20 protein-coding genes are annotated in these 17,478 nt (G+C 63.9%); 14 read left to right on the forward strand and 6 right to left on the reverse strand.

What is annotated here, in order from left to right; genetic code table 11:
• Nucleotides 1-23 precede the first annotated feature (23 nt).
• Nucleotides 24-662 carry a glutathione S-transferase N-terminal domain-containing protein gene (locus LR961_RS06910; RefSeq protein ID WP_232147671.1) on the forward strand — a complete coding sequence of 213 codons (639 nt, stop codon included), beginning with the start codon at nt 24-26 and terminating at the stop codon, nt 660-662.
• An 82-nt stretch (nt 663-744) separates the two neighbouring features.
• A complete protein-coding gene (locus tag LR961_RS06915) occupies nt 745-1,179 on the forward strand; it encodes a ClpXP protease specificity-enhancing factor (protein WP_232147672.1) in 435 nt (144 codons plus the stop codon).
• 350 nt (nt 1,180-1,529) lie between these two features.
• Here the strand turns inward: LR961_RS06915 and LR961_RS06920 are convergent, their stop codons facing one another.
• The 4 genes from LR961_RS06920 to LR961_RS06935 all read right to left on the reverse strand — a co-directional run bounded on the left by LR961_RS06920 (nt 1,530) and on the right by LR961_RS06935 (nt 4,123).
• Nucleotides 1,530-1,880 carry a DUF3301 domain-containing protein gene (locus LR961_RS06920; protein WP_232147673.1) on the reverse strand — a complete coding sequence of 117 codons (351 nt, stop codon included), beginning with the start codon at nt 1,878-1,880 and terminating at the stop codon, nt 1,530-1,532.
• Between the two features lie 76 nt (nt 1,881-1,956).
• On the reverse strand, nt 1,957-2,931 hold the full coding sequence (locus tag LR961_RS06925; RefSeq protein WP_232147674.1) for a DUF2272 domain-containing protein: 975 nt from the start codon (nt 2,929-2,931) through the stop codon (nt 1,957-1,959).
• A gap of 65 nt (nt 2,932-2,996) precedes the next feature.
• Complete coding sequence (nadC, locus tag LR961_RS06930; RefSeq protein WP_232147675.1) at nt 2,997-3,854, reverse strand: carboxylating nicotinate-nucleotide diphosphorylase; 858 nt, start codon at nt 3,852-3,854, stop codon at nt 2,997-2,999.
• On the reverse strand, nt 3,854-4,123 hold the full coding sequence (locus LR961_RS06935) for a Trm112 family protein (protein ID WP_232147676.1): 270 nt from the start codon (nt 4,121-4,123) through the stop codon (nt 3,854-3,856). The genes nadC and LR961_RS06935 overlap by 1 nt, the downstream gene beginning before the upstream one ends.
• 59 nt (nt 4,124-4,182) lie before the next feature.
• Here LR961_RS06935 and purE point away from each other — a divergent pair, with 59 nt between their 5' ends.
• The 3 genes from purE (at nt 4,183) to LR961_RS06950 (ending at nt 6,357) form a co-directional block, all read left to right on the forward strand.
• The gene (gene purE / locus LR961_RS06940; protein WP_232147677.1) at nt 4,183-4,686 is read left to right on the forward strand and encodes a 5-(carboxyamino)imidazole ribonucleotide mutase; all 504 of its coding nucleotides are present in this window, start codon (nt 4,183-4,185) and stop codon (nt 4,684-4,686) included.
• A 121-nt stretch (nt 4,687-4,807) separates the two neighbouring features.
• Nucleotides 4,808-5,950 (forward strand): 5-(carboxyamino)imidazole ribonucleotide synthase, encoded by a 1,143-nt coding sequence (locus tag LR961_RS06945; protein ID WP_232147678.1) that lies wholly within the window; start codon nt 4,808-4,810, stop codon nt 5,948-5,950.
• A gap of 71 nt (nt 5,951-6,021) precedes the next feature.
• Nucleotides 6,022-6,357: a carboxymuconolactone decarboxylase family protein gene (locus LR961_RS06950; RefSeq protein ID WP_232147679.1), complete on the forward strand. Its 336-nt coding sequence runs from the start codon at nt 6,022-6,024 to the stop codon at nt 6,355-6,357.
• Nucleotides 6,358-6,444: 87 nt separating this feature from the next.
• Here LR961_RS06950 and LR961_RS06955 read toward each other — a convergent pair whose 3' ends face one another.
• Nucleotides 6,445-7,023, reverse strand: coding sequence for a superoxide dismutase (locus LR961_RS06955; protein WP_232147680.1), 579 nt, complete (start codon nt 7,021-7,023; stop codon nt 6,445-6,447).
• Nucleotides 7,024-7,143: 120 nt separating this feature from the next.
• On the opposite strand from LR961_RS06955, the gene grxD reads away from it, so the two are divergent.
• The 5 genes from grxD to ppnN all read left to right on the forward strand — a co-directional run bounded on the left by grxD (nt 7,144) and on the right by ppnN (nt 13,770).
• Complete coding sequence (grxD, locus tag LR961_RS06960; protein ID WP_232147681.1) at nt 7,144-7,464, forward strand: Grx4 family monothiol glutaredoxin; 321 nt, start codon at nt 7,144-7,146, stop codon at nt 7,462-7,464.
• 11 nt (nt 7,465-7,475) lie between these two features.
• Entirely contained in the window at nt 7,476-8,204 is a 729-nt protein-coding gene (locus LR961_RS06965; RefSeq protein WP_232147682.1) for an SDR family NAD(P)-dependent oxidoreductase, read from the forward strand.
• On the forward strand, nt 8,201-8,794 hold the full coding sequence (locus LR961_RS06970; protein ID WP_232147683.1) for a YhgN family NAAT transporter: 594 nt from the start codon (nt 8,201-8,203) through the stop codon (nt 8,792-8,794). The genes LR961_RS06965 and LR961_RS06970 overlap by 4 nt, the downstream gene beginning before the upstream one ends.
• Before the next feature lie 218 nt (nt 8,795-9,012).
• A complete protein-coding gene (locus LR961_RS06975; RefSeq protein WP_232147684.1) occupies nt 9,013-12,270 on the forward strand; it encodes a TonB-dependent receptor in 3,258 nt (1,085 codons plus the stop codon).
• Nucleotides 12,271-12,381: 111 nt separating this feature from the next.
• Nucleotides 12,382-13,770 carry a nucleotide 5'-monophosphate nucleosidase PpnN gene (gene ppnN / locus LR961_RS06980; RefSeq protein WP_232147685.1) on the forward strand — a complete coding sequence of 463 codons (1,389 nt, stop codon included), beginning with the start codon at nt 12,382-12,384 and terminating at the stop codon, nt 13,768-13,770.
• 161 nt (nt 13,771-13,931) lie between these two features.
• Here the strand turns inward: ppnN and LR961_RS06985 are convergent, their stop codons facing one another.
• Nucleotides 13,932-14,957: a histidine kinase gene (locus tag LR961_RS06985; RefSeq protein ID WP_232147686.1), complete on the reverse strand. Its 1,026-nt coding sequence runs from the start codon at nt 14,955-14,957 to the stop codon at nt 13,932-13,934.
• A gap of 120 nt (nt 14,958-15,077) precedes the next feature.
• Between LR961_RS06985 and LR961_RS06990 the strand changes: the two genes are divergently transcribed.
• From LR961_RS06990 to LR961_RS07005, 4 genes are read left to right on the forward strand one after another with little or no spacing between them, the layout of a single operon-like run.
• Nucleotides 15,078-15,611: a GspH/FimT family pseudopilin gene (locus tag LR961_RS06990; protein WP_269670557.1), complete on the forward strand. Its 534-nt coding sequence runs from the start codon at nt 15,078-15,080 to the stop codon at nt 15,609-15,611.
• Nucleotides 15,608-16,081: a type IV pilus modification protein PilV gene (pilV, locus tag LR961_RS06995; protein WP_232147688.1), complete on the forward strand. Its 474-nt coding sequence runs from the start codon at nt 15,608-15,610 to the stop codon at nt 16,079-16,081. The genes LR961_RS06990 and pilV overlap by 4 nt, the downstream gene beginning before the upstream one ends.
• Entirely contained in the window at nt 16,078-16,944 is an 867-nt protein-coding gene (locus tag LR961_RS07000) for a prepilin-type N-terminal cleavage/methylation domain-containing protein (RefSeq protein ID WP_232147689.1), read from the forward strand. The genes pilV and LR961_RS07000 overlap by 4 nt, the downstream gene beginning before the upstream one ends.
• Nucleotides 16,941-17,477, forward strand: coding sequence for a PilX N-terminal domain-containing pilus assembly protein (locus LR961_RS07005; protein WP_232147690.1), 537 nt, complete (start codon nt 16,941-16,943; stop codon nt 17,475-17,477). The genes LR961_RS07000 and LR961_RS07005 overlap by 4 nt, the downstream gene beginning before the upstream one ends.
• Nucleotide 17,478 lies beyond the last annotated feature (1 nt).

A 17,478-nucleotide genomic window follows, 5' to 3' on the forward strand; every position in this document is an offset into this window, starting at 1 on the left:
TTCCGGCCGTTGGAGAGCCTTTGATGGCGGCGAGTGTGCGTATGCGTAATACCTTGACTCTGTTCTCTGCGACCGATGACGTGCTGTGCCACCGGGTGCGGTTGGTGCTGGCGGCCAAAGGCGTGACTTACGACCTGGTGCCGGTTGATGCGCAGAACCCGCCGGAAGACCTGATCGACCTGAACCCTTATCACTCGGTGCCGACCCTGGTCGAGCGCGAGCTGGTGCTGTACGCGGCTTCGGTGGTCAGCGAGTACCTCGACGAACGTTACCCGCATCCGCCGCTGATGCCGGTGGACCCGCTCTCGCGCGCACGCCTGCGTCTGGCCATGCTGCGCATCGAGCACGACTGGGTGCCGCAGGTGCAGGCCATCCAGCTGGGCAACAAGACCCAGGCCGAAGCTGGCCGCAAGCGATTGAAGGAACTGGTGGCGCAATCGGTGCCGCTGTTCAAGGCGTCCAAGTTCTTCCTCAATCCGGAAATGAGCCTGGCTGACTGCGCCATGGCGCCGATCATCTGGCGTCTGGATGCCCTGGGCGTTCCGCTGCCCAAGGATGGCAAGGCAATCGAGGATTACGGCAGCCGGATCTTCCGTAACCCCGGCTTCATCCGCAGCCTGACCGACCAGGAAAAAAAGCTGCGCGAAATGCCGCCGCTTTGAGCCGCTGAAGGCTGTATGTCGACTTATCGATCACCGCCGGCTGGCGGTGATCGCATGGGCAATGGCGCGTACACTTGTCCACATGACAGAAGAAACTTTCCGGATGAGTAGCCACCGGCCGTACCTGTTGCGGGCGTTGGTGGAATGGATCAACGACAACGGCATGACACCGCACCTGATGGTGGATGCCGGTGTGCCGGGCGTGCAGGTGCCGGCCAGCGCGATAAAGGAAGAGCGCGTTGTGCTCAACATCGCCGAGCGTGCGGTGATGCGTCTGCATATCGACAACGAGACGGTCAGTTTCACGGCACGTTTTTCCGGCACCAGCTTCCCGGTGAGCGTGCCGATCTCGGCGGTGTTGGCGGTCTATGCGCGGGAGACCGGGCAGGGCATGGCGCTGCCGGACGATATCCCGGGTGCCGAGTCGGGACCGGATGACGATGCGCCGCCACCGTCCAGTCCGCCGGACGAGCCGCCACCGGCAGGCAAGCGCCCGCATCTGCGGGTGGTCAAGTAACCCAAGCTTCCACCGCCGCCGCAAGGCGGCGGTTTTCGTTGTGCGGAACGTTCCGGTGCGAGAACACCTTGCTTTGCCGGCTTCTGCGTAGGAGCGGCGTGAGCCGCGAAGCTGATGGACGATCGGCCGATGGGTTGCACGCAACCCAGGTTCGGCGTCAGTGCCAACCAGCCTGAGTTGAATCAACGCCGCGAATGTCTATCGGTCCTGGAGCGCGCTGGAGTTGGGCGGCGCTGCTTCCCCGTCGGCATGGCTGTGCGCTGTCCTGCCGTGCGGCTGGCTGATTTGCGCAGACACCACGTTGGGACTCCGGCCTTGCCGGCGAAATTTCTGCCGGACATGGCCCGGTATTACACGTCCTCGGCGTCTTCGGTGCTTTGCCGCAGCCGGCCAATCTGTGCGGCGGAAGGGCCGGTGAAGGAGACCAGCTGGCCACCGCGCAGCACCATGCGCCCGGAATGGCGGTCGACGCCGTCATGGGAATAGTCGAAGCGGAAGCTGCGCTCGAAGCCGACCCAGCCGTTGGGCAGTCGGCACAGGCGCAGGCCGGTGGCGTGGACGCTCTGGTCCAGCCACTGCACGTCGGCAGCGCGGCAGGCATTGCGGCCAAGTTCGGTGGCGCGGTCGGCGGCAGCGCGGGAACGGTCCCAGAACGCAAAGCCGATCGCACCGACGATCATCAAGATGAGCAGGGTAGGCATGGCGCCACTTTAGGGCATCTGCTGCCCTGGCGAGTAGCGTGATGACATGCGCGCCCGTGCCGGAGTCTGATGGCCGTCAGCGCGTGGGCGGAACGGCTGTGTTCTGTGTCGGCGGCAGCGTGGTGGGCGAAACGACGGGAACCTGCCGCACAGGAGCTGTGGCGGTCAATTTCAACAACGCCGCCCAGTCCTGTCGATTGAGGTTGCACTCGTCCTCCTGTCCCGGTGAGCAGCCCGGTTCCACCAGCGTTGCCGTGGTGCTGGAACTGGAAGCCTTGGGAAGTTCAAGCAGGCCGGTGCGATCGAGCGTGAGTTTGCGCATCGCCACCGTGTTGGCGACATTGCCGCCGATCAGATAAAGGGTGCGATCTCCGCCCATGTTGGCGCCGATGACCACTTCGCAATGCGACTTCCAGTGGCCAGCATTGCCGCTGCCCAGGGCCTGCACCAGGCCGCTGAAGTTCAGGGTGGTGCTGCGGTCGCGCAGATAGCACAGCATGTCGCCCGGTGCGGGCCTCTCGCTGGTCGGATCGGCCAGGCGATAGGGCAATGCGCCGCCGCCGCCCTGGTAGGCGGCGCGGATGTAATCGATGTGGCGCGGTGAGCGGTTGAAGTTCGGCACGCTGGCACGGGTCATCACCCATGAGATGAAGGCCGCTGACCAGGGGTTGTCGACGAGGAAGGCCCGGCAGTCGCTGTCCGTGTAACGGCTGCCTGTCGGCTGCATGCAACTGCTGGCGCCGGGGATGGCGCCCATCGCCGACAAGGTGCCGCTGTCGCGCCAGTAACCGACCACGCGCTGCCAGGCGTACAGGCCGTTGTCGGCCAGATGTACCGCTTCGGCTTCGGTGACGCCGAGGCTGGCGATGCGCCCATCGCGATCAATGAAGGGCCGATACCACAGCCGGTGCTCGTTGCAGGCGCTGCGAACGATGGCCTTGGCGGTATCGCTCAGGCCGTAACGGGGCGGGATGTCGCAGACCTCCGCCGCCGAGGCAGCAAAGGCCGGGAGCAACAGCACCAAGCAGCACGACAGGAATCGGTACGCCACATGAAACTCCACGAGCGGTGGGACAAGTGTCGCAGGCCAGGACGTGTGGATGCCGTGAGCAGGGTTCAGCCTGGCGGCGGGCCGAGTTTGAGCGACAGGTCGATGGCCTGCACGTGTTTGGTCAAGCCGCCGATCGAGATGCAGTCCACCCCGTCCTCGGCGATGGAGCGTAGAACAGTCAGGTCGACGCTGCCGGAGACTTCCAGCGGAATGCGCCCGGCGGCGATGCGGACCGCGTCGCGGCGCATGGCCGGGCTGAAGTCGTCGATGAGGATGCGCTCGCAGCCGGCCGCCAGGGCTTCTTCCAGCTGTTGCAGGTCTTCCACCTCGACCACCAGCGGCAGTTTGGGCTGCTGTGCGCGTGCTGCCTGGACCGCTGCGGTGAGCGAACCGGCCGCGCGGATGTGGTTTTCCTTGAGCATCACCGTGTCGAACAGGCCGATGCGGTGGTTGTCGCCGCCGCCGCAGCGCACCGCGTACTTCTGCGCCAGACGCAGGCCGGGCAGGGTTTTGCGGGTGTCGAGGATGCGCGCCTGGGTGCCGGCTACCGCGGCCACATACCGGGCGGTGACGGTGGCGGTGGCGGAAAGGGTCTGCAGGAAGTTGAGTGAAGTGCGCTCGGCGCTGACCAGGCTGCGGCTGCGGCCCTGCAGCGTTGCCAGCACGGTGCCGGCGGTGACGTGGTCGCCTTCCAGTACCCGCCAATCGATCTGCACCTGCGGGTCGAGCGCACGATGCGTGGCATCGAACCAGGGGCGGCCGGCGATCACCGCGTCCTGCTTGCACAGCAGGTAGGCGCTGTCGGCGCTGTCGGGCAACAGGGCGGCGGTGACGTCACCGCTGCCGATGTCCTCGGCCAGGGCGCGGGCGACGTCGGCGTCGATCTGTTCCTGCGGCGGGGCGGACGGCGGGTGCGGCAGCATCACTTGGCCGGGAAATCAGCGATCTGGGCTGTGGCGATGGCTTCTTCGGCCAGCAGCACCGGGATGCCGTCTTCGACGCGGAACACCTGCTTGCGGTCGCCGGTGACCAGGGCTTCGCGCAGTGCCTGGGACTGGATGCTGCCATCGGCGCGGGCGATGTTGCCGCCGGCAATGGCGCGGTTCAGCGCTTCCAGGCCGGCACTGTCCAGCAGGAAAAGCGGCTGGCGGGTGCCGGGAGAGACGAGCAGGTCGAGCAGTTTGCGGTCCATCAGGTCGTGGTCTTGCGGGGAAGATGGCTAGAATACGTCTTTGCAGCAGGTGACGGCCAATGACCCTCAACCCCTCCGTGCCGCTTGTCGGCATCGTCATGGGTTCCCGCTCCGACTGGGAAACCATGCAGCACGCTGCCCAGAAGCTTGATGCGCTGGGTGTTCCATACGAAGTGAAGGTGGTTTCGGCGCATCGCACGCCGGACGTGCTGTTCACATACGCCGAGCAGGCGGGCGCGCGCGGTCTGCGCGCGATCATCGCCGGTGCCGGCGGCGCGGCGCACCTGCCGGGCATGCTGGCGGCCAAGACTGCCGTGCCGGTGCTGGGCGTGCCGGTGCAGTCCAAGGCGCTCAACGGCATGGATTCACTGCTGTCGATCGTGCAGATGCCGGCCGGCATTCCGGTGGCCACGTTCGCCATCGGCAACGCGGGTGCGGCCAATGCAGCGCTGTTCGCTGCAGCGATGCTGGCCCCGGAGCAGCCGCAGATCGGCGTGGCGCTGGATGCTTTCCGTGAGCGGCAGACCACCGATGTGATGGCCGCGGACGACCCTCGCCTATGATCTTTGGCGGCATCGGCATGCAGGCGTCGCACGCGGGCATGTCTTCCGATCGCTCTCCCGCAGGTGGGGGAGCAGGCGGTTGGTGCCGCCGACAGCATGAACTTCTGGAGCAGTTGCGGGCATGAGTACGGTAGGTATTTTGGGCGGCGGACAGCTGGCCCGCATGATGGCCCTGGCAGGCGCGCCGCTGGGCGTTCGCTTTGTGGTGTTCGACCCGGCTGCTGATGCCTGTGCCGGCCAGGTGGCGCCGCTGCAGGTGGGCGCATTCGATGACACCGCCGCACTGGCCGAGTTCGCAGCCAAGGTGGATGTGATCACCTTCGATTTCGAAAACGTACCGGCCGCCAGCGCGCGCTGGTTGTCCGAGCGCAGGCCGGTGTTTCCGAACCCGGCCGCGCTGGCCGTGGCGCAGGATCGTCTGAGCGAGAAGACCCTGTTCCAGGAACTGGGCATCCCGCTGCCGCCGTTCGCCGATATCCGCAGCCGCGAGGAACTGGGCGCAAAGGTGGCCGAGTTCGGTACGCCCTGCATCCTCAAGACCCGCCGCCTGGGCTACGACGGCAAGGGCCAATTCCGCATCCGCAGTGACGCGGACATCGATGCCGCGTGGCAGGCGCTGGGTGTGCAGGTCGAGAAGACCGGGTTGATCCTGGAAGGCTTCGTTGCCTTTGATCGGGAGGTCAGTGTGGTGGCGGTGCGTGGCCGTGACGGCGAGTTCCGCGCCTGGCCGTTGACCGGCAACTGGCATGTCGATGGCGTGTTGTCGGCCAGTCTGGCGCCGGCGGCTGTTTCGACGGAGCAGTACGACATCGCCATCGGCTATGCGCGTCGCCTGGCCGAGCGCCTGGACTACGTGGGCGTGTTCGCGCTGGAACTGTTCTGCCGGGGCGAGGAGCTGCTGGTCAACGAGATGGCCCCGCGCGTTCACAACTCCGGGCACTGGACCAGCGACGGCGCCGAAACCTCGCAGTTCGAAAACCACCTGCGCGCGGTGCTGGGTCTGCCGCTGGGCGACACCCGCGTGCTGGGCCATGCGTGCATGCTCAACTGGCTGGGCCAGATGCCGGATGCGACGGCCGTGCTGGCCGAGCCAGCCGGTCACTGGCATGACTATGGCAAGCAGCCGCGTGAGGGTCGCAAGGTCGGCCACGCCAATCTGCGCGAGGATTCCCCCGCCGCCCTGGCCGACGCGCTGGAACGGGTGGGTGAATCCCTGGGCCGGCAGGCACAGGTGGCGCCGGTGCTGGACGTGCTGCGCCGCTGAAGCGCGGCACCGTTACATCGGCATAAGGTTGCAAGGCGTAGCGTCTCCGGCACTTCAACCGGAGACGGATCATGCTGGACTGGAACGAGTACCGCCGTGAGCTGAAAGGCCGGATCGGTGAACTGGGCAAGCTTTCACCCGATACGCTCAAGGGCTACCTGACGCTGAGCGGTGCTGGCGCACAGACCAAGCATCTGGACGGCAAGACCCGCGAGTTGATCGCGCTGGCGGTGGCTGTGACCACCCGCTGCGATGGCTGCATCACCACGCATGTCGATGCGGCCCTGAAGCAGGGCGCCAGCCGCGAAGAGATTTCCGAGGCGCTGGGTGTTGCGGTGGCCCTCAATGCTGGTGCGGCGATGGTGTACTCGGCGCGGGTGCTCGATGCGGTGGAAGCGCACGGATAGGTAGGGCGCCGAGCCATGCTCGGCAAGGCGTTTCCGGGCAAGCCCCAGCGCAGCTTGGCTGCGCTCTACAAGGGGCGGCCCTGGATATCAGCGTAACTGCGCGCCGACGAAGTCCCAGTTAACCAGCTTCCAGAATGCCTGCAGATAGCGTGCGCGTTCATTCTGGTAGTCGCTGTAATAGGCGTGCTCCCAGGCGTCGCAGGCCAGCAATGGCTTGCTGTCGCCGGTCAGCGGGGTGTTGGCATTGCGGGTGGTGACAACGGCCAGCGCGCCGTCGGGGTGCTGGACCAGCCAGGTCCAGCCCGAGCCGAACACGCTCATCGCGGCGCGGTTGAACTCCTCGCGCAGTTTCTGTACATCGCCGAACTGACGGCTGATGCGGTCTGCCAACGCGCCGTGCGGCTCCTCGCCGGTCCGCGGGTGCAGGCACTGCCAGAAGAAGGCGTGGTTCCAGGCCTGGGCTGCGGCTTCGAAGAGGCTGCCCTGGCTGCTGCGGACGATGTCCTCAAGCGGCAGCTGCGCCATGTCGGTGCCGACGATGCGCGCATTGACTGCGTCCACATAGCCGCGATGGTGCTGGCCGTGGTGAAGATCCAGGGCTTGCGCCGAAATATGTGGTTGCAGTGCGGTGCGAGCGTAGGGCAGTTCAGGCAGTTCGATGGGCATGGTGAACTCATTTCGGGGCAAAGGCGCCGGCGGTGGGCCTGCTCGGCTTACAATCGGCGGCCACGGGAAAGTCTATCCGACCAGGACGGGCCGTTCTTTCGCAGCAGCTGGGAGAGTCGTATGCCGGTGATGGAGCAAATCCAGGCAGAGGTGGAGCAGCATCCCCTTGTCCTGTTCATGAAGGGTACGCCGCAGTACCCGATGTGCGGCTATTCCAGCCGCGCGGTGCAGGCGTTGCTGGCCGCCGGTGCCGTCAACCTGCGCACGGTCAACGTGCTCGAGTTCCCCGAGGTGCGGGCCAACCTGGCGCGTTTCTCGAACCTGCCGACCTTCCCGCAGTTCTTCATGCACGGTGAGTTGATCGGCGGCTGCGACATCATCCTTGAGCTGCTGGAGTCCGGCGAGCTCAAGCGCATCGTGGCCGAGGCCGGGCAAGCGTGAGTGCGCAGCCGATGGCTGTGGGTGCCCCGGCATTGGCTGGCAAGGTGATTCTGGTGGCCGGTGCGGCCGGCGGCCTGGGAAGTGCTGCCGCCAGGGCCTGCGCCAGCGCAGGTGCGACGGTGGTGTTGCTGGGCCGCAAGGTGGCCAAGCTCAACCGGGTCTACGACAGCGTCGCCCAGCTCGGCCCGGAGCCGCTGCTTTATCCGCTGGACCTGGAAGGAGCGACCCCGGACGACTACGCGGCATTGGCTGAACGGCTGGAGTCGGAGCTGGGCCGGCTGGATGGCCTGCTGCACTGCGCTGCCGACTTTGTCGGGCTGACGCCGTTCGCTCTGGGCGACCCGGCCGCATTCGCGCGTGCCATCCATGTGAACCTGACCGCGCGCGCCTGGCTGACCCAGGCTTGCCTGCCGCTGCTGCGCAAGGCCGAGGACGCTGCGGTGGTGTTCGCACTGGATGACCCGCAGCGGGTAGGGCAGGCGTACTGGGGCGGCTACGGCGTGGCCCAGTACGGCCTGCGCGGCCTGCTCGACAGCCTGCACCATGAGCTGGGCAATGGCCCGGTACGGGTGAGTGGCATCCAACCCGGGCCGATGCGGACCGGCTTGCGGGCCCGTGCCTATACCCACGAAGAAGACACCACGCCGGTCGAACCGGCGCAGTACGCCGAAGCCTGCGTGCAGTTGCTGGCCGCAGATGGCGTCCGTTGGCGCGGCAAGGTACTGGACCTGGCGATGTGACCATCCTTTCGGCGGCGTTGCTGCTGTTCCTGATCCTGGATCCGCTGGGCAACATCCCGGTGTTCCTGAGTCTGCTCAAGCCGCTGACGCCCAAGCGCCAGCGGGTAGTGCTGGTGCGGGAACTGCTGATCGCGCTGCTGGTGCTGATGGCGTTCCTGTGGGGCGGTAAGTACGCCCTGGAACTGATGCACCTACGGCAGGAATCGGTGGCCATTGCCGGCGGCATCGTGCTGTTCCTGATCGGCATCCGCATGATCTTTCCCCGCCCGGAAGGGCTGATGGGGGCCGTGCCTGACGGCGAGCCATTCATCGTGCCCATGGCGATCCCGCTGGTGGCCGGCCCGTCGGGCATGGCGGCGGTGATGCTGATGGGCAGCAACGAGCCGGACCGGCTGGTGGACTGGAGCCTGGCGCTGCTGTTGGCCTGGGGAGCGACGGCGGCAATCCTGATGTCCGCGCCGCTGCTGTACAAGCTGCTGGGCGCACGCGCGCTGACCGCCCTTGAGCGGCTGATGGGCATGCTGCTCGTCGCGATTTCGGTGCAGATGCTGCTGGACGGGTTGGGAACCTATCTCGCGTCAATCAGATAAGTGTTTGATTGGACGTAGTTCCAATTGCTGCGGTGCAAGGCAACTGTCTTGTTCCAGTCATAAACAGTGACTACCGTGTTAACCTTATCTTAACCGTTGCGGCTGCAACCGCTTCGGAAGGGACCCCCAGATTCAAGCCGATCAGGCGCCCGGTTGACCCCGGGGCTGAAGGATCGCGTTTTTTCTCAATCGCCAACTCGTTTCGAGGCTACCCACCAATGAACCACCCTCGCATCCGGATGTCCAAGCTTGCTCTTGGTCTCGTTGCCGCCCTTGCGGCCGCCCCGGCTTTCGCACAAAGCACTTCCGCCGGCGTCGGCGGCCAGGTCACCTCGGCTGCTGGTCAGCCGGTTGCCGGTGCTGAAGTCACCATCACCCACGTCGAGTCGGGCACGGTCAGCCGTGCGACCACCGACGCTTCGGGTCGTTACAATGCGCGCGGTCTGCGCGTGGGTGGCCCGTACAGCATCACCATCACCAAGTCCGGCGATGGCACCAAGACCGAAGACGGCATCTACCTGAACCTGAATCAGGTCAATACCGTCAATGCCGCACTGACTGGCGACATGGCTGCTACCAACTTGGAGGCCGTGCAGGTCATGGCCATGGCTGGTGGTTCGGAAGTATTCAGTGCCAACAAGATGGGCACGGGTACCAACGTGACCCGCGAGACGCTGGAAGCATTGCCATCTGCCAACCGCAACATCCAGGACTACATCCGTCTTGATCCGCGCATCTCGCAGGTCAGCAAGGCAGACGGCGCGATTTCGGCTGGTGGCCAGAACACTCGCTTCAACGCCATCCGCATTGACGGCATTGGCGCTGGTGACCCGTTTGGTCTGGAGTCCAACAACCTGCCGACCGAGCGTCAGCCGGTGTCGATGGACGCCATCCAGGAAATCAACATCGACCTGGCCAACTACGACACCACCATCTACGGCGGTACCGGTGCGGTGATCAATGCTGTGACCAAGTCGGGTACCAATGAGTTCCACGGTACTGTCTACGGTTCGTACCGTGACAAGGATATGGTTCGCGCCCGCCTGGAAGGAGACAAGAGCGACTTCAACGGTTTCGAGGACGAGAAGACCTATGGCATGACCTTTGGCGGCCCGATCGTCAAGGACAAGCTGTTCTTCTTTGCCAACTATGAAAAGTATGAGCGCTCGGCTCCGGGTGTTGCGCTGAGCGACGGCCCGTACGGCAAGGGCACGATTACCGATGCGGACGTCAAGCAGGTCCAGGACTTCATGTCGGCCAAGGGCTACGACGTGGGTGGCCTGTCTGCGCCGAGCAGCAAGACCGAAATCGAAGAATACGCGGTCAAGCTGGACTGGAACATCAACGAGAACCATCGTGCAGCCCTGCGCTACAACAAGATGGAGCAGAACGTTATGCGCTTCCCGGGCTTGGCCTCGGGTACCGTCTCGCTGAGCAACTACTGGTACGGCCAGCCGAAGACCTATGAAACCTGGATGGGTGAACTGTTCTCCGATTGGAGCGAGAACTTCTCCACCGAGTTCAAGGTTTCGCACAAGGATTACAGTGCCAACCGCGAGGCCCTGGTCAACCTGCCGTCGATCCGTATCAACGGTTTCGGCGCCAACAACGATGCGATGCTGCTCGGTACCGAGCAGAACACGCACGTGAACCTGGTCGAGAGCAAGGAGCTGAGCGCCTTCGGTGCAGCGACCTGGTATGTGGGTGATCACACTGTCAAGTTCGGCTTTGATTACTCCGACAATGACCTGATGAACTTCTATGGCCGTAACCTCAACGGCGTTTACGAGTTCGCAGATCTCAATGCATTCCTGGCTGGTACTCCGAGCCGCTACCAGTTGCGCGCCCCGCGTGCCGGCGGCAGCCGCGACGATATCCCGGCAGCATTCACGCTGAAGAATACCGGTCTGTTCGTACAGGACACCTGGGCGATCAACTACAACCTGAACCTGATGTTCGGCGTCCGCGTCGACATGCCGGACTTCAGTGACCAGCGCCTGTACAACCCGCGTATCGAAGAACTGTACGGCTACAACAACACCAACCTTGTCGATGACAAGCTGGTGCAGCCGCGCTTTGGCTTCAACTACACCTTCGACAGCGAACGTCCGACCCAGCTGCGCGGTGGTATCGGTCTGTTTGGCGGCGCTGCCCCGAACGTGTGGTTGGCTGGCGCCTATCAGAACACCGGCCTGAACTACGTCGAGTACGACCTGCGTGGTGGTAATGCGCCGGCGTTCGATCCGACGGTTCCGCCGTCCACTGCTGGGCTGACGCCGGGTTCTGCACGTGCCAACGTGGACGTCATCGCTCCGGGCACCAAGCTGCCGTCGGTGTGGAAGACAAATCTGGCCTTCGATCATGAGCTGCCGTGGTACGGCATCGTGGCTTCGGCCGAATTGCTGTACACCAAGGTCAATGACGCGCTGTACTTCGAGCGTCTGGATCTGATGGATCCGACCTTCACCGGCACGATGGACAACCGCGACAACTACTGGAACGCGGCTGGCCGCGATCAGGCCAACTCCGGCAATTTCGGCATGGAGGCGGGCAAGATCAAGGGCAAGTCCTGCACGACTGCTCAGATCACCGCGGGTCTGTGCCCGGATGTGAAGGGCAACCGTCCGGGCGACATCGGCGACGTGATGCTGCTGCGCAACACCGACAAGGGCAGCAGCATGCAGGCGACCTTCGCGCTGAGCAAGCCGATGTCCGACAACTGGGGTTGGTCGCTGGGTTACACCTACACCAAGGCCAAGGAAGTCAGCTCGCTGACCAGCTCGCAGAACACCTCGAACTGGAACAACACGCTGATCTTCAATGCCAACGAGAACGTCGCCTACGACTCGCGCTATGCGATCAAGGACCGCGTGACCGGTACGGTGGAGTGGAAGCACGCCTTCTTCGGTGACTACAACACCCGCGTTGGCCTGTTCTATGAAGGCCGTTCGGGTCGCCCGTTCAGCTACATCTTCTACAACGACGCCAATGGTGACGGTGCCAACACCAACGACTTGTTCTACGTGCCGGCCGGTTACGGTGATGTGCTGTGGACCGGTGGCGCGAAGATGGAGGCGGACTTCTTCGCCTGGTTGGACAAGAACCCGGATCTGGCTGGCTACAAGGGTCAGGTCGTGCCGGCCAATTCGCATCGCGCTGGCTGGACCAACAGCTTCGACGTGCGCATCAGCCAGGAACTGCCGGGCTTCTTCAAGGGCCACAAGACCGAGATCGCGCTGGACATCATGAACGTCGGCAACCTGCTCAATAAGAAGTGGGGCCTGATCGACGACTATGGTTTCTATTCGACCCGTCGTATTGCCAACTACGCAGGCATTGATCCGGCCACCGGGAAGTACATCTACAACTTCAGCGGTACCACCGATAATGCTTCGATCCAGGAGAACAACAACGACAAGGGCAACACTGCCGTGTCGCGCTGGTCGATGATGCTGAGCCTGAAGTACAAGTTCTGATCGCTTGATTGATCGGATGTAAACCGAAAACGGCCGGGGCAACCCGGCCGTTTTCCTTTTCATGGGGGCAGCGCTAAAGTCGATCGCCAATGAGAAGGAGTGGAAGTGGAAATGACCAAGAGTGACGGAGCAGCGAGGGCGCTGCCGGTGCAGGATGCGCGGATCTACCCGCGGGGCGGGCTGGACGTGCTGTCACGCACGGAAGTGGCGCGCCTGCGCGACGCCTCCAGTGGCGGCATGCATGAACTGCTGCGCCGCTGTGCGCTGGCCGTGCTGACCAGCGGCAGTACCTCGGATGACCCGCGCGCCGCGCGCGACCTGTATCCGGATTTCGATATCCAGGTGACCCAGCAGGATCGTGGCGTCCGCATCGACCTGAGCAATGCGCCGGCGATGGCATTCGTCGATGGCGAAATCATCCGCGGCGTGGCCGAGCTGCTGTTCTCGGTGGTGCGCGATCTTGCGTACATGGCCATCGAGCTGGGGCCGGAGTATGCCTCGGACCTGGAGACCACCGATGGCATCACCAATGCCGTGTTCGGTGTGCTGCGCAATGCGCGCATCCTGCAGCCGAGCGACCCGAACCTGGTGGTGTGCTGGGGCGGCCATTCGATCTCGCGCGACGAGTACCTGTACACCAAGCAGGTGGGCTACGAGCTTGGCCTGCGTGGCCTGGATATCTGCACAGGCTGCGGGCCGGGTGCGATGAAGGGCCCGATGAAGGGCGCCACCATCGCCCATGCCAAGCAGCGCAAGCACAACACGCGCTACATCGGTATCACCGAGCCGGGCATCATCGCGGCCGAATCACCGAACCCGATCGTCAACCATCTGGTGATCATGCCGGACATCGAAAAACGCCTGGAGGCGTTCGTCCGGCTTGGCCACGGCATCATCGTGTTCCCGGGGGGTGTCGGTACGGCAGAGGAAATCCTGTACCTGCTCGGCATCCTGCTGCGCGAGGAGAACAAGGAAATTCCGTTCCCGTTGATTCTCAGCGGTCCGGCGATCGCTGCGCCGTACTTCGAGCAGATCGACCGTTTCATCCGCCTGACGCTGGGTGACCAGGCGGCTGAGCGCTACGAAATCGTGGTCGGCGATCCGGTGGGTGTGGCGCGCAAGATGGCGCAAGGCATCAAGCGCGTGCGCGAGTTCCGCCTGACCCATCGCGATTCGTTCTTCTACAACTGGCAAGTGGAGATCCCGCTGGATTACCAGCTGCCCTTCGTGCCGACGCACGAAGCGATGGCGGGCCTGGATCTGCACAAGGGGCGCTCGGCACCGGCATTGGCGGCCGATCTGCGGCGCGCGTTCTCCGGCATTGTTGCCGGCAACGTCAAGGAAGAAAGCATGCGTCGCATCGAGGAGTTCGGTCCGTTCCGGATCAATGGCGACACCGAGATGATGCAGGCACTGGATGCGTTGCTGCGAGCGTTTGTCGAGCAGCGCCGCATGAAGATTTCCGGCGAATACCACCCTTGCTATCAAGTGGTGGCGTGAGTCGGAACAGCTGATTCCCCGGCCCCGTTGGTGGGCCGGGTTTCGGCCTCTGTGGGAACGGCCTTGGCCGCGAAGCCGACCGCCCGCCGGCAACTGATGCGCATGTATTTGCCGAGGTTGCCGTGACGGAAGGCTTGCCGGCTTCGCGGCCAAGGCCGCTGCTACGGCGTGCTGGTGATGGGTAGCGTTATGCGGGCGATGTGGCGACCGTTTTCGCTGCGGGTGGTGACGTCACCTTCGCCGCCGGTCATGGCCTGGATGCGGGCCTTCGTCGACTCCAGGCCGACCTTGTGGCCACTGCGCAAGGGCATGCTGCCTGCTGGTGGCAGTGCATTGTCGATGACGATGCTGACCTGGTTTTCTTCCTGCTTTACCGAGATGCGGATGTCGCCGCCATCTGGCGAGGGTTCGATGCCGTGGTGGATGGCGTTCTCCACCAACGGTTGGATGGACAGTGTGGGGATGCGGATCTGCGGAAGCGGTGAAGGCAGCTCCCAGGTCAGGCGCATGCGCTGGCCAAAGCGGAGTTGTTCGATCTCCGCATACCGCCGGGACAGCGCGATCTCCTCGGCCAGCGGGATGTCCTGCGGACCGGCCAGCGCGGCGCGGAACAGGTCGGCGAGGTCGAGCAGCAGGCGTTCGGCGTCCTGCGGACGCAGGTGGACCAAGGCGGCGCCGGTGTTGAGGGTGTTGAACAGGAAGTGTGGGCGGATACGGGCCTGCAGCGCTTCCAGTTCAGCCTGCTTGGCGCGAACGGCCAGTTGTCGGGCGCGCCAGTGGTTCTGGTAGCTGAGCAGGGTAAGCAGTCCGGCGACAAAGGCCAGCGCCAGTGATCGGAGCAGGAGTGCTCGTCCGTCCGCATCGGATTGCTGGGGGGCACCGACCAGCTCCCAGCCGATCGTAATGACCAGTTGGGTCATCATGAGCAGCATTGCCAGCGCCAGCCAGGCCAGATGCTGTGCCGAAAGGGTATTGAGCCAACGGCGGAGTAGGTAGAGTAGGCCCAGCGTGCTCAGCAGCACCCATTGGGTTGCCAGCGAGGCCAGGCCGAACAGCATCAGCCGGTCCCGAATATGGATCGGGGACAGGGCAAGGATGGCGGCCAGTGCTTCGCCCGCCAGGATCATGGTGATCAGCGTGGTCGGCCGGAACAGGGCATCAAGGGGCTGTCTGAGGGGGGAGTTCAAGGCTCGGGGGTTCCATCAAAGGCCGCTTGTAACTGGTTTTGGACCGTCTGTCGTCCATCGCTGGTGGTGCTGGCTGGCGCTGGCTTAGATTAATTCATGTAAAGACGTGGAGGGGGTCGTATGCGCTCACGGGGAGTGGGAGGTGTCGGTCGCAAACCGGTGCTCGGATTCACGCTGGTCGAGTTGATGGTGACCATTGCCGTGTTGGCGATCATCGCCGCCATTGCCGTACCTTCGATGCAGGGCATCATCAAGTCCAACCGGCTCAGCGCGGCGTCCACCGAACTCGTCGCCGCGTTGCAGTTGGCGCGGGCCGAGGCGGTGCGGCGGAACGCGCGGGTCACGGTATGTGCCAGTGATGATGGTCTTGCATGCACCGCAACCGACGCGTGGACACGCTGGATCGTGCTGGGCCGTGACACGGTCTCCGGTTCCGATGAGGTAATCCGCGATTCCTCCGTCACGGGTGATCTGCAGGTATCTGGCCCGGCAGGCGGAATCCGGTTCCGGCCATCCGGGCTGCTCGACGCCGAGCAGGTCGTATCGGTGTGTATTCCGACCGACAATCCGGCCGAAAACACGAGAACGGTGACGTTGATGGCCGGTGGCAGTATCGCCACGACCAAAACCAACGGCGGTGGGGTATGCGGATGATGATTCTGAAGAAACGAGGCCGTGCACGCGAGCGTTCGCTGCCCGGCAGGATGCGCGGCGTGAGCCTGCTGGAGGTGCTGATCTCGGTGCTGATTCTTGGCATCGGCCTGCTCGGCATTGCCGCCATGCAGGCATTGGCATTGCGCGGTGGCCAAAGTTCACTTGAGAGTAGTCAAGCGGTGATGCAGACAAGTTCGATTGCCGAATCCATGCGTGCCAACCGGGCAAATGCCGCGGCTTATGCAATGGGCATGACGTGCGCCGCCAGCGGCGGTGGAAGCCTTGCGGAGAATGACCTGGCTGCCTGGCTGGATTCGTTAAAGGATACGATGGGCGTGGAGGATGACAGCACCACCTGCGGGCGCATAGAAGCGCTGGGCAATAGTCGTTATCGCATCACCGTGCAGTGGGACGACTCACGCTCCGGTGGCGGTGCGCAACGACAGGTCATCACCGAGGTGAGCATATGAACCGTCGCGTCCGCTCCGGGCTTTCAACCTTCGGCCGTAGCGCCGGTTTCAGCCTGATCGAGTTGATGATCGCGCTGGTGCTGGGCCTGATGGTGATAGGCGCTGCCTTTGTCATGTTCCAGTCGAACCGGAATTCGTTCCGTGCAGCCGAAGGTGTCAACCGCATCCAGGAAGGCGCGCGGGTTGCTTTTGAGTTGATGTCGGCAGACATACGCTCCACGGGTGGTGGCGGCTGTTCGAGCTCTTCTACCGTTGAAACCACTGGCGATCTGTCGCTGGCATATCGTGATGCGCCGATCAGCGGCAGCGGCAGTGAGCTCACCCTGGTGTCGGGTGAGGATGCCGCCTACAAGGTCACTGCATCGACAACGACGTCCGTTACGCTGGACGCGACCCAGATCGACGATGCCACCGAGGTTTTCGAAGCCGAGGATGTAATCCTGTTGTGCAATGCGCGCAAGAGTTACGTGGTGGAGGTGGTTTCCGTAGATGCCAGCACCATCACCTTCGCGGCTCTGCCCGAGTCGTACAACCTGACCGACGACGAGCGGGTGCCCCCGTCCTCGGTGGTGGTGGCGCGGCTGCGGAGTACGCGCTGGTATGTTGCGGACAACCCGCGGGGTGGCAGCTCGCTGTATGTCTCGCGATTCGGTCAGGCTGGTGAAGAGGTCGTCGAAGGCGTGCAGTCCGTTGCCTTCAGTTACCTCCCGCTGGGCAGCTCCAGCTATACCGCTACACCGGGTGTCTGGACCGACATCATCGGCGTTCGTGCCGACCTTGTGTTGGAAGGTGAAAATGTAGACGGCAAGGCGCTGACCCGACGCACCTCCAATGTCGTCAGCCTCAGGAGCCGCACCCTATGAATCGGAAGTCCTTTCGCGATGCCGCGTTTGCGCCTGACCGGCAGCAGGGCATGACGTTGATCGTCGTGCTGGTGCTGCTGATCATTCTGTCGATCCTGGGCGTGGCGATTCTGCGCAGCACTTCGATGCAGGAGCGGATGAGCGCCAACATGCGCGATCGCAGTCTTGCATTCCAGGGCGCTGAATCGGCAATGCGGTACGCGCAGGAGCAGGTGTTGGCCGCGGATGTCGTATGGGAAGGCAAGGTGCCGGTTGCTGCGGATTGTACCGGTTCCGGTATTTGCCCCACGGGAGCAACGGCGGTGTGGATGAGTCTGCCAACCGGAAGTTATGACACGCGTTTGGCAGAAGCACCTCAGTACTGGATTGAGTACCTGGGCATAGCGCCTGGCTACAAGGGGAGCTGCGATCTCATGCCGCCGTCACCGGATTGCGAGAGTCCCATGTTCCGTATCACCGCACGTAGCCAGTCGTTGGGGCGGGCCAATGTCGTGCTGCAGGCCAACGTGTCCAGTCGAACCCCGGCGGAGTGAA

The organism is Stenotrophomonas sp. SY1 (assembly GCF_021202945.1).
Lineage (GTDB): Bacteria > Pseudomonadota > Gammaproteobacteria > Xanthomonadales > Xanthomonadaceae > Stenotrophomonas.